Origin of the sequence: Paenibacillus sp. OK076 (assembly GCF_900110055.1) — a bacterium.
Taxonomy (GTDB): Bacteria; Bacillota; Bacilli; order Paenibacillales; family Paenibacillaceae; genus Paenibacillus.
Map to the genome: position 1 here is coordinate 478973 of NZ_FOCH01000002.1, position 12418 is coordinate 491390.

The following is a 12418-nucleotide window of genomic DNA, read 5'->3' on the forward strand; positions in this document are numbered from 1 at the left end:
GAGTAAAATGCATATTAAGAATGTTTACCATTCCATTTATCTATGAGAGACGGGGATCAGACGATGGATATCCGCCATTTGCAATATTTTCTGGAAGTCGCTCGGCAGCAAAGCTTCACCAAAGCGGCCGAAGTGCTGTTCATTACACAACCGACCATTAGTAAAACCGTCAAAAGCTTGGAAGACGAATTGGGCGTAACGCTGCTGGATCGGTATGGCAAGAAGGTAGCGCTGACGGATGCTGGGCATGTCTTTTTCCGGCAGGCGCTGGAGATTGAAAAGTCATTCCGCAGCTTATCGTCCGAGCTGGACGATCTAATGAATCTGAAGAAAGGACATCTTCGGATTGGTCTGCCACCGATGGTGGGGTCCAGCTTTTTCCCAATGATTATCGGTGAGTTTCACAAAGCCTATCCGCAGGTGACCATTCAGCTGTTCGAGGATGGTGCGAAAAAAGTGGAGGCCGACGTGATCAGCGGTGCACTGGATATTGGTGTTGCCGTTCTTCCGACGGTGGATGAATTGGTGGATCATTTTGTTTTTGTAAAAGAGAAGCTGAATCTGCTCGTACATCCTTCGCACCCGCTTGCGGGTAAAGAGTCGATCGCGCTGCGTGAACTGGAGCATGACTCATTTGTGCTGTTCCGGGAGGATTTTGCGCTGCATGACCGGATTATCGCCGCTTGTCAGCATGTGGGATTTCAACCTCGGGTAGTGTATGAGAGCTCCCAGTGGGATCTGCTCAGTGCGATGGTAGCGGCCAATCTGGGCGTGGCGTTGCTGCCAGAGACGATCTGCCGTGAGGTGGATCATATGCGTGTGCGCATTATACCCGTGATGGAACCTGTGATTCCTTGGCAGCTCGGCATGATCTGGCGGAAAGACCGATATTTATCCTTCGCAACCCGGGAGTGGATCAGTTTTACACAGTCCATGCTGAGTGAGTAAACTCTTTTGTTGACCCCGGATCGTTGTTACAATGGAAGCATAATTATAGTGGAGGTGTACGAACATGAAACTGCGGGTATCCGCTGTACAATACCAATTGCACACAATCAGCTCGTTTGAGCAGTTCGCCGCTCAGGCTGAGCATTACATACGGACAGCGAGTGAATACGGAACCGAATTTGTGCTGTTCCCGGAATTTTTCACAACGCAGTTAATGTCCATTGGGGACAAACAAGGTAATGCGCTGACAATTGAGGATCTGCCGAACTTTACGGAGCAATATGAGCAACTATTCACATCACTTGCTGCCCAGTACAGCATGCATGTCATTGGGGGAACCCACGTCATTCGCCGTGAAGGGAAGCTGTTCAACACAGCCCATCTCTTCTATCCGGATGGTCGCATCGCGCGCCAGGACAAGATTCACATTACACCAACCGAAGTACAGGAATGGAATATGGCTCCCGGAGATGGACTTGAGGTGTTCGACACGGATAAAGGCCGTATTGCCATGCTGACCTGTTACGATATTGAATTCCCGGAAATTGTACGGATGGCCAAAGCCAAAGGCGCTGACGTGATCTTCTGTCCTTCCTGTACGGACGATCGTCACGGATTCTACCGTGTGCGTTATACGAGTCATGCCCGCGCGGTGGAGAATCAGGTGTATGTTGTGTTAACCGGAACGGTAGGCAACTTGCCGACGGTTGATTTCATGCGTGCCAACTACGGACAGGCTGCAATTATTACGCCGAATGATATCCCATTCCCGCCACGTGGCATTCTGGCCGAGGGTGAGATTAACAATGATATGATCGTGACCGCCGATCTGGATTTGGACTTGTTGTATGAGGTGCGCGAACGTGGATCGGTAACGACCTGGCGTGACCGCCGCACTGATCTGTATACCGATTGGAAGTAGCGAGCTACTTTTATAACCGAACGAAACAGAGCTTGGAATTTATTTGTCAGTGGAAAGGGGAGATCCGGCAACATGTATACCAAAGAAATGCTGATTACCGACCCAGACCAGAGTGGCAAAAGGGTAAAGGCAGTCGTTCGCAATTATGTTGCAGCCGACTATGAGGAACTCATTCGCATTCAGGCGGAGAGTTTCCCTCCACCTTATCCGGAAGAGCTGCTCTGGAGTCACGAGCAGCTCACCAGTCATGTGCAGCATTACCCGGAAGGTGCCATCTGTATTGAAGTGGATGGAGAATTGGCCGGCTCGATGACTTCGCTGCGGATGCAGTGGGACCCTGCACATCCAGCAAGTCATACCTGGGCCGAAGTAACGGATGACGGCTATATTCGTAACCACAACCCGGATGGCAACACGCTGTATATTGTCGATCTCAATGTTCGTCCAAAGTACCGCAAATGGGGACTGGCTCAGCTTATGATGCAGGCGATGTACCACCTAGTGATTGCACAGGGTATGGATCGGTTACTAGGTGCTGGTAGAATGCCCGGTTATCATTTGGTTGCAGACCAACTGTCTGCGCAGGAATATTTGGACCAAGTGGCGGCGGGCGAGAGGCGTGATCCGGTGATATCGTTCCTGCTTCGCTGTGGCCGCATGCCGGTTGGTGTGACCGCAGACTATCTGGACGATGAGGAATCCTGCAACTATGCAGCCCTGATGGAGTGGCGGAATCCGTTTAAATAAAAAATATCAAATGAAATACATCATCAATTGAGGAGGCATTTTTCCATGGAATTCACGCGCATTACATCCATCAACGATCCACTGTTTGCCCAGATGCACAAGCTGATGCAGGAGATCTTCCCGCGAGAAGAAGTGCTGGACTTCCCCCTGTGGGCAGAACCGTTGGAAGATCCGGGTATTCGGGTGTTCGTGGCTGTGCATGAAGGACAAGTTGTGGGAGCGACAGAGTACCGTTATTACGAGGATTGGAACGTAGCCATGACAGACTTTACCATTATTAGTCGCGAAGGACTGGGGATCGGCAGTTTCCTGGCGAATCACCGCAAGCGTGATCTGCAAAAGTTGGCTGCGGCAAACGGAAAAGAGCTGTTCGGCATGTTTGCCGAAATCTATAACCCTTATCTGAGTCAAGATCACGAGTTTGGCGGCATCAAGCCAATGGACCCGTATGTACGTCGCGAAGTATTGTCTCATCTGGGATACCAGCGTCTGGACTTCCCGTATGTTCATCCATCCTGGCAAGGGGACGGGGAAGCGGTTGGCGGCTTGGACCTGTGCTTTATGCCAGGAGATGAGTCGCTTGGTGAACTGCCAGCCAGTCTGGTGGCTGATTTCCTGAATCGATATTATGCGGTGCTACCGAACAAACCGCAAGAATGGCTTGCCATGGTAGAGAAATTGACTGCTCGCAAGTCGGTTGCACTACTGCCGTTGTAAACGGGAGCAGGACCGTCACTGGTGATTGTAATGTTCTGAGCAGCAATAAAACCAAGAAAAGGCCCGTTAATCAGACCGTGATCGGTTCTGTTCAATGGGCCTTTCCGGTTTCATTAAGGTTATTGCCCTAACGAATCTGAGGTGCCTTATTCAGGGATTTGAAACGTCTGCCGAAATCTAAGGAACCTGAGACACGCTATATCAGAATAAACAGCTGTTTGCAGCGTTTTTTCGGGGTATTTTGGAAAATAACGTGTCTGATGTTCTTAACAATGTATAAAGAGGACCTAAAGGTCAAATAAGACGTCCCGAGTTCCTTAGAAAATCGTCTACCCATTCGCCAGGATCGGCAAGATCGTACCTCAGAGGGGCGAAACATTACTTTCGGTATGCTGACATCCTGACATCTCTCATCATATCGCTTACCTGAATTTGAGGACATACCCTAGATAATTAGTTCATTGTTAATAAAGTCTATAAACAAATATTTAACGATTAATTTTTATTTAACGTCATTTCGATTCGGTAACTGACTCAGATAACTGTTGGACAAGTGTAGAAGATCCAAAGCCCGTTCGTACTGTTCCTTCGTAATATATTCGGAAGAGGTTGATTCCTCTTCAGATGGTATGGCAGATGCGGGCACGGACGATTCATCCTTCAGACTGTCCGGATTCGTCCCCTTCTTCTGATTAAGCTCTGCCGAAACGACATCCTGTCTCCCGGCATCCGCAAGAGAGTAATGTGTACCATCACCGTACCCCGTCTCAGGAACGAACAGTGAAGCGTCGTTCAGTACGGAACCGGAGGGCAGATAATAGCGCTCTGGCAGCAGATTATTTCCCTCACGCAGCAAATCCTGCCCGAAATGCAGTTGGTTCTGGAGAGAGGCACCGGTCAACCCGGCGATCGTTGGCAGAATATCCACCTGTCCTCCGATCTGTTCCAGCTGAGCTGCCGGCGTGATGCCAGGAGCCGTGATGATGAGTGGAATATTGATCATGTCCGCAGATGTGTACTCCCGACCGTAGATTTCCTGCATCAGCTTCTCGTCAGTCCGATCCAGCGAGTAGATAGGCAGACCCAGATGGTCACCGTAAACGACCAGCAAGCTATTTTCCCATAGTCCACGTTCCTTAAGTCCCTCAATAAATTGCCCCACCGCCTGATCGGCATAATGCTGGGACACAAGATAATCCCCTGGCAACGTATTAACGTACCGTTTCGGCAACGTCAGACTTTTTTTATCTTCTGGCAAATGGTAAGGATGGTGTGCAGACATAGATATAATTTGTGCATAGAAAGGTGACCCTGATGCCTGCATGGCCTCGAGTTTGTCGAGTGTTTTGCTGTACAACACTTCATCCGATGCCGAGAAGGCGATGGAATCCTCTGTTCCGAAATAATTGATGTCATAATACTGGTCGAATCCAAGCGCCTTGTATAACTGATCGCGATTCCAGAAGTGCACATCATTCGTATGGAATGTGGCTGTCTGATAACCGTTCGCGGACATCAGTCTGGGCAGACTTGGCAATTCCTTATTGGCATAGACAGTAGCTGCGGCTCCGTTAGGCGGTGTATAAAACGATGTATTCACCACAAACTCGGCATCCGACGTATTTCCCTGTCCCACTTGCTGATAAAAGTTCGGGAAATACAGGCTTTGACCAGCGAGCTTATTCAGATGGGGTGTGACTTCCTGTCCATCCACCTGCAATCCGATCAGGAAGTTCTGAAATGATTCGAGCTGGAGGACAATGACGTTGCGTCCTTTGGCTGCACCTTCCTCCACAACAGCGGGTAGTGCTGTCGTTTGTTTAATCTCGTCGATATGATTCTGATCGATTTGATCGAGGGGCACGGGTTTGTCAGGCCGATCAGCCAGGATGGTGTACGCTTCGTAACCGAGAATCCCCATCTGCTCCGCCTGTGTAATCTCGCTCATACTCGCCCGATTGGGGTATATGTTGAGCATGCACAGCATCATCGACAGAACCAGAATGACCGAGGCGATCCGTCTTCTGGCGCTTCGTTCAAGCGGCACTCTGCCTGGACGTTCAGTCCCGCCGAGCTTGATCCGCCGACGAATCAGAATTCCCGCGATAACCAGAACATCTGCAAAAATAAACAAATAATACGGATCGAGCAAAGAGAACATGCTGCTCTTGACAGAGGTTACCTGATTAACCTGTGCGAGCGCGTGATAATTGACAATGACACCATAATATTTGTAATACATGATCGCTGCGAAGAAGATGCCCGATAACACCAGATTTAGTCCGAGATAGAGCCACATCCGGCGTTTGGCTGCGAACCATTCAATCAGACAGAAGCAGATCCAGATCAGCGGCAACTCTGTCAGCAGCGGTTTCCAGACGGGGATGTCATCGAAGATCACAATCCAGGCCAGAGAGCTTTTGATCATCATAATAACGGTGAACACGATAAACGGTCCGCTTAGAAACCGGGTGAGTGAATTGCGTGACAAGTTACCACCTTCCTTCCTTTCCGAAGTTTCATTTAACAAGTATTATGCTATCTCATGGCATGTCGTGTCAAAAGCACCGAACTTCTTGGTTGCTCAATTTTTTAAATTATTGGAAAAAAGCAGAGAGGAATTTGGGTCATTCATGACCTCACGTATACAAAAAGCCCCTTCCATTGAGGAAGAGGCGGAAGGGGAATCATTTTAAAGTATAAATAATTAAATGATGCTTGTCCAAATGTGATCACAGTATATCTGCAAATTTGTACACAAATCCTGGACCATTAGATCAGGTTTGCTCCCGTTCGTTACTCTATGGTGAATGTCGTGACGAAAGAAGGTCTTGGAAACATGGTGGGCTTCTGTGCGGTTAGCCCTTCACTCGTACTGCGGTTGCGGTGAGCATGGTTATAGGCTTGAGACTGTTTCCAGTTTTTGAAATGATCTTCGGACTGCCAAAGTGTAAGTACGACATACGTATCGTCCTTTAAAGGACGAAGCACACGAATGCCGACAAAGCCGGGTTCGTCTTCCACTTTACGCGCACGGTTCTTGAATCGTTCCTCAAAGTCATTCCGTCCATCTTCGGTTACGGGTATATTGTTGAGAACGGCATAACCGCCGCCTGTCCAGGAGCCTGCGGCATCGAAGGCTTCATACGCCGCTACGTTGTCATCGGACTCGATGTTCATCAGACGTTCTGTCGATTCAATAGCTAAACGAACTTGTTCCTCACTGCGCAACGTCAGATGTGGATATGCAGCAAGTGCATCCGGCATTGGTGAAGGAACCAAATAGATATACATAGAAGATGCCTCCTCATTTAAGTACATTCCACTTCAACATAGCATATGGGAAGGGACGAGTCCAATCCGCTGATTGGCTGGTTTGAGCACTGCTTTTCGTGATAAAGTATAGTCACTACAAACAGAACGGGTGATCGCATGACAACCGCAATTCGAATATCAGTCAGGCCTTTGGTGGAATATGTGTACCGTAGTGGCAGCATACGTCCAGGGTTCCGCACCAATGCATCGATGCAGGAGGGAACTCGGATACACCAACGGGTGCAGAAGGATTACACAGAAGAGGATTTGAAAGAAGTGGTTCTCGAAGTGGAACTGCAGCACGGAGACTTGACCTACGTGGTGGAGGGACGATGTGACGGACTGATTCGTCTGGATGGTCAACTGACGGTGGATGAGATCAAATCAACTGCCGGCAATCTGGACGATCTGGGCGATGGGGCCCCCGTACACTGGGCGCAGGCCATGATGTATGCCTATATGTACGCCGTTCAGCATGATGAACCCCGTATGCAGGTACAGCTTACATACGTGCACACCGTGAATAATGAGGAAAGACGATTTCGGCGGATGCTGGAACGGCAGGAGCTGGAACAGTTTGCAGCAGAGTTGGTCGCTGGTTACGCACCATATGCAGAGATGATTGTGGCGTACGAAGAGAAGCGCGATATAAGCGTGCGAGAGCTGCCTTTTCCTTTTCGCAAATACAGGGAGGGACAGCGCAAGCTGGCAGGAGCCGTATACAAGACAATTCGCGAGGGACAGGGTCTGATGGCGAAAGCGCCAACAGGTATTGGCAAAACGATGTCCGTACTGTTTCCCACGGTCAAGGCCATTGGTGAAGGAGAAGCCAAACGATTGTTCTATCTGACCGCAAGAACGACGACGCGAGTGGCGGCAGAAGAGGCTTTTGCCCGGATGCAGGCGGAAGGATTGAAGATGCATGTGATCAGTCTGACCGCGAAGGACAAGATCTGTTTCAAGGAAGAGGAAGCCTGTGATACGGGACAGTGTGGCATGTGTGAAGGATATTATGACCGTATTAACGGAGCTGTGCTGGATATGCTGGAACATGAGACGTTAATGACACGCCCGGTTATTGAACAGTACGCACGTAAGCATCGGGTATGTCCGTTTGAATTTTCACTGGATGCTGCGTATGCAGCCGATGCGGTGATCTGCGACTATAACTATATTTTCGATCCGCGTATCTCGCTCAAACGCATGTTGGAGGAGCAGAAGCGCAAGACGGTATTATTGGTCGATGAGGCACATAATCTGGTCGATCGGGGACGGATGATGTTTTCGGCAGAGCTGGAGAAGGCCGTCTTTCTGGATGTCAAAAGGGAATTCCAAACGCTGGGCAGCAGTGTGACCGCCGCCAAAGCTATTGCGGATCGAACGGGCGCCATAGACAAATACCTGATTACGCTCCGCAAAAACGGTGGAGATGAGGGCAAATTGCTGCAACAGGAGGCGCCGGAGGAACTGATTGAACTGCTGGAGCCTTTTGTCATGGTTGCGGAGCAATGCCTTGTTGAAGGCGGTTCGGGAAATGCCGAGACGGATGAATTGCTGCTGGCAGCCTATTTCACCGCACAGAATTTCCTGCGTATTGCCAAGCTCTACGATGAACGCTTCATTACTTATGCGGAATGTGTACGAAGTGAAGTGCGAGTGAAGCTGTTCTGCCTGGATCCATCCGTGCTGCTGCGCCAGACTGCCAAAGGGTTCCGTTCTACCATTCATTTCTCTGCGACATTGTCACCTCTTGGTTATTACCGGGATATGCTAGGTGCGGAGGAAGAGGATTATACCCTGCGTATTGCTTCGCCTTTCCAGCGGGAGCAGCTGGATGTGAGATTGCTGCCATTATCGATTCGCTACCGGGATCGTGAAAGATCCAGACAGCCTATTGCCAATATGCTGCGCCAATTGGTTGCCGAGTGGCCGCATAGCAACCTGCTCGTCTTTTTCCCATCCTATCCTTATATGCGCGAAGTACATGGCACGTATATGGAACAGCCTGGCGAGGCAGAAGTCGTGATGCAGGAGCAGGGCATGAGTGAAGAGGAACGGGAGGCGTTCCTGAACGCGTTCCAGCCACATCCTGAACGAACACGATTGGTATTTGCTGTTATGGGCGGTGTATTTTCCGAAGGTGTGGATCTGCCGGGTGATCGTCTGAATGGAGTTGTGGTGGTCGGGGCCGGACTTCCCCAGATTGGTCTGGAGAACAACGTACTCCGCGATTATTATAGTCGGACAGGGCGTAACGGATTCAATTATGCCTATGTTTTCCCCGGTATGAACAAGGTATTGCAGGCAGGTGGAAGGCTGATACGTACGGAAGAGGACAAGGGCGTACTGGTGCTGGTTGACGATCGTTTCACCGAGGAACCGTATCGATCATTGCTACCCGAGGAATGGCAGGACTACACACGAATTTCACCCCAATAACGATTTATAGCTAAAAGATCGATCGTAGACTTTTCAGCTTTCTTTTCTGTGCATGATTGAAGGATAGGCCGAAAAGGGTATTACTTGGATAGCATACGAACGAACAAGGACGATACAGATGCGTGCCGTGGTCCGCTTCGAAAGCAATCAAGGAGGTCGGTTGGGAATGAAGAGAAATCATACGATGATGCAGTTTTTTGAATGGCACCTGGCCGCAGACGGAAACCACTGGAAACGATTGGCCGAAATGGCGCCAGAACTGAAAGCCAAAGGCATTGACTCCGTGTGGGTGCCTCCGGTGACCAAAGCCGTATCTCCTGAGGATACCGGTTACGGCGTATATGACCTGTACGATCTGGGCGAATTTGACCAGAAAGGCAGCGTGCGCACCAAATACGGTACCAAGCAGGAACTGGTGGATGCGATTGCCGAGTGCCAGAAGAATGGTGTTGCCGTCTATGTGGATCTGGTGATGAACCATAAGGCGGGTGCGGATGAGACGGAAGTCTTCAAGGTGATTGAGGTTGATCCCAATGATCGATTGAAGGAAATCTCCAAACCGTTCGAGATTGAGGGCTGGACCAAATTCACATTTCCGGGCCGCGGGGATCAGTACTCCTCCTTCAAATGGAACGCCGAACATTTCAACGGTACCGACTTTAATGCCAAGGAAGAACGAAATGGTGTGTTCCGCATTGTAGGGGAGAACAAGAACTGGAATCAGAACGTCGACGATGAGTTTGGCAACTATGATTACCTGATGTTCGCCAATATTGATTACAATCACCCGGATGTCCGGCAGGAAATGCTACAATGGGGAAAATGGCTCATCGATACGCTGCAATGCAGCGGTTTTCGACTGGATGCGATCAAACATATCAATCACGAATTCATTAAGGAATTCGCAGCTGAGATGCTCCGCAAACGGGGGCAGGATTTCTACATTGTAGGCGAGTTCTGGAACTCCAATCTCGATGCATGCCGTGAATTTCTGGATACGGTGGACTATCAGATTGATCTGTTCGATGTGTCCCTGCATTACAAACTTCATGAAGCCTCTCTGGCTGGCCGGGACTTTGATCTTTCCAAAATTTTTGATGACACCTTGGTGCAGACACATCCAACGCATGCCGTAACGTTTGTTGATAACCATGATTCCCAGCCGCATGAAGCGCTGGAATCCTGGGTGGGCGATTGGTTCAAGCCGAGCGCCTATGCGCTGACGCTGCTGCGTCGTGACGGTTATCCGGTTGTCTTTTACGGTGATTATTACGGCATTGGAGGTCCCGAACCTGTTGAGGGTAAGAAGGACATTCTCGACATTCTGATGTCAGCCCGTTACGACAAAGCTTATGGAGAGCAGGAGGATTACTTCGATCACGCGAACACGATTGGGTGGGTACGCCGCGGGGTGGACGAAATCGAAGGCTCCGGTTGTGCAGTAGTTATCTCGAATGGTGATGATGGTGAGAAACGAATGTTTGTTGGCGAACACCGTGCTGGTGAAGTCTGGACCGATCTGACGCACAGCTGCGAGGATAGCATTACTATTGAGAAAGACGGCTGGGCCACCTTCCATGTATGTGGTGGGGGCGTCTCCGTGTGGGCTCTCCCGGATCAGGGTGAGGATCGTGCAGACGCTGAGTAAAACGGTTGGGATCATTGATCAGTGAATCTTCATATAGACAGTTAAACCATCTGAACTGGTGATCATCTGCCAGGCAGGTGGTTTTTTTATGTTAGGTGGAGTGAACCTATTCGTGTTATCCTTATATGGAATAATAAACCAATATAATGATTACTATTAAAATGGATTCGTGTTCATCTTAGATAGATCATACCGAGGGGGAAATCGGATGATGAGATTAGTACACTTAGGACTGTGGCTGCTTGTAATGGCGGTCTGTCTGGGGGCTTGCAGTTGGGGAACAAACAAAGGGCCAAGGGGAGAACCAAAGCGAACGGATGATTATACACTGAATACCGAGCGAAGAGATTTGACCCAGCGTTTGCTGAAAAATCCAGATTCCTTTCAGGAGCGTTTGCCAGATGATTATAGCTTGACTGCTACTGTTAGCGTTCATCATGAATCGGATCTGGACCGCATTATATATGAGATTTCTGTTAAAGAGGTCCGGGTACCAATGGTCAATGTGATACAGTCTTTTACACTTGATCCATCCTTGATGAATAGCATTAACGCCACAGAGCTCCTTAACTCCAATACGGGAAATACGCACGAGACGACTCTGGGTCCTGGAAAAGAACCGTTGGGATTGAGTTTACTCCGAGATTATATTTTGAAGCCCAAAGCGGAGATCCATAGCAACATCATTCATACTTATCAGGATATGTATATCAAAATTTCTTACGGACCAAATGATCAGCGTACGGAAGATTACGTTCATGTGAAAGCTGAACCATCTCCTGAAACTATTGAATATATGAAATCATGGAAAACAGATCAATAGAAAGGCAGCACCCGAAAAGCTCCTGCAAAGGAACCTGAATGGATGCTGCCTCTTCATTTTGGTAATACATATAGGTCAAGTTACGTACTACACTTCCAGTTCAAACGACTCCAGCGTGCCCACCATTCTTAGATCATGTTCTTGGTTGAACTGTGTCCGTATATCCGCATCCGCGTATTCATCATGATAATGCATGAGCACGGTTTTCTGTCTCACTTCGGCAGGCAGTTGTTGCAGATCCTTCAGTGAGGTGTGTGATTTGATCACCAGATCATGCATATGACATTCATGGAAAATCAGCTGTACATCTGCGGCAGCCTGCTCTACCCGTTTCTGATCCAGCGTGCTGTCTGCGCTATAGTAGAAGTAGGGCTTTGCAAGAAGGCCATTGCTAACCATACCCGGCACGTGCTGTGTTCGAAAAGTCTCAAACGCCACGCCCCCCAGCTCAAATGTGCCTCCATCCGGTAAAGGTACGATATCATAATAGTCGCTCATCGTACGCTCCCCATCGGTTGTATAACGCATGCCTGGGGATAAAATGCTCCATAACGGATCAACCAGTTCTTCGTGGATAAACAGACGTGGCTTGCGGTCGCCCACAATCTGTGAATAATATCCGAGCATCTGTACTCCGTTAATATGATCTTCATGCAGATGAGTGATAAACACATTATGAATATCCGTCATGGGATAGCCGTATTCCTTTAATGCTTTTGCGTTGGATTCCGGAAAATCAATCACCAGATGTGTATCGCTGAATTCGGCCAGCATACTGTTGTGGTGTTGCTCTACACTGAACATGTCTCCCGTACCGAGAAATGTTATTTTCATCCATTTCATCTCCTTCTATCATCTT

General features: G+C 49.0%; 10 protein-coding genes. 7 read left to right on the top strand and 3 right to left on the bottom strand.

The features are described 5' to 3' along the window. Window positions 1-63 precede the first annotated feature (63 nt). From BMY78_RS20980 to BMY78_RS20995, 4 genes are all read left to right on the top strand, one after another. Window positions 64-948 (top strand): cidABC operon transcriptional activator CidR, encoded by an 885-nt coding sequence (locus BMY78_RS20980; RefSeq protein ID WP_090903303.1) that lies wholly within the window; start codon window positions 64-66, stop codon window positions 946-948. 64 nt (window positions 949-1012) lie between these two features. Then, window positions 1013-1870 carry a carbon-nitrogen hydrolase family protein gene (locus BMY78_RS20985; RefSeq protein WP_090903305.1) on the top strand — a complete coding sequence of 286 codons (858 nt, stop codon included), beginning with the start codon at window positions 1013-1015 and terminating at the stop codon, window positions 1868-1870. 72 nt (window positions 1871-1942) lie between these two features. Then, entirely contained in the window at window positions 1943-2617 is a 675-nt protein-coding gene (locus tag BMY78_RS20990; protein WP_090903307.1) for a GNAT family N-acetyltransferase, read from the top strand. 45 nt (window positions 2618-2662) lie between these two features. Further along, complete coding sequence (locus BMY78_RS20995) at window positions 2663-3334, top strand: GNAT family protein (RefSeq protein ID WP_090903309.1); 672 nt, start codon at window positions 2663-2665, stop codon at window positions 3332-3334. A gap of 502 nt (window positions 3335-3836) precedes the next feature. Here BMY78_RS20995 and BMY78_RS21000 read toward each other — a convergent pair. Together BMY78_RS21000 and BMY78_RS21010 are read right to left on the bottom strand one after the other, a co-directional pair. After that, on the bottom strand, window positions 3837-5765 hold the full coding sequence (locus BMY78_RS21000) for an LTA synthase family protein (protein WP_090903631.1): 1929 nt from the start codon (window positions 5763-5765) through the stop codon (window positions 3837-3839). A 365-nt stretch (window positions 5766-6130) separates the two neighbouring features. Next, window positions 6131-6628, bottom strand: coding sequence for an antibiotic biosynthesis monooxygenase family protein (locus BMY78_RS21010; protein WP_090903313.1), 498 nt, complete (start codon window positions 6626-6628; stop codon window positions 6131-6133). 138 nt (window positions 6629-6766) lie between these two features. Here BMY78_RS21010 and BMY78_RS21015 point away from each other — a divergent pair, with 138 nt between their 5' ends. The 3 genes from BMY78_RS21015 to BMY78_RS21025 all read left to right on the top strand — a co-directional run bounded on the left by BMY78_RS21015 (window position 6767) and on the right by BMY78_RS21025 (window position 11559). Further along, a complete protein-coding gene (locus BMY78_RS21015) occupies window positions 6767-9088 on the top strand; it encodes a helicase C-terminal domain-containing protein (RefSeq protein WP_090903315.1) in 2322 nt (773 codons plus the stop codon). A 166-nt stretch (window positions 9089-9254) separates the two neighbouring features. Further along, entirely contained in the window at window positions 9255-10736 is a 1482-nt protein-coding gene (locus BMY78_RS21020) for an alpha-amylase (protein ID WP_090903317.1), read from the top strand. Window positions 10737-10944: 208 nt separating this feature from the next. After that, complete coding sequence (locus BMY78_RS21025; protein ID WP_090903319.1) at window positions 10945-11559, top strand: hypothetical protein; 615 nt, start codon at window positions 10945-10947, stop codon at window positions 11557-11559. 87 nt (window positions 11560-11646) lie between these two features. Here BMY78_RS21025 and BMY78_RS21030 read toward each other — a convergent pair whose 3' ends face one another. Further along, a complete protein-coding gene (locus BMY78_RS21030) occupies window positions 11647-12393 on the bottom strand; it encodes an MBL fold metallo-hydrolase (protein WP_177185825.1) in 747 nt (248 codons plus the stop codon). Window positions 12394-12418: the final 25 nt, after the last annotated feature.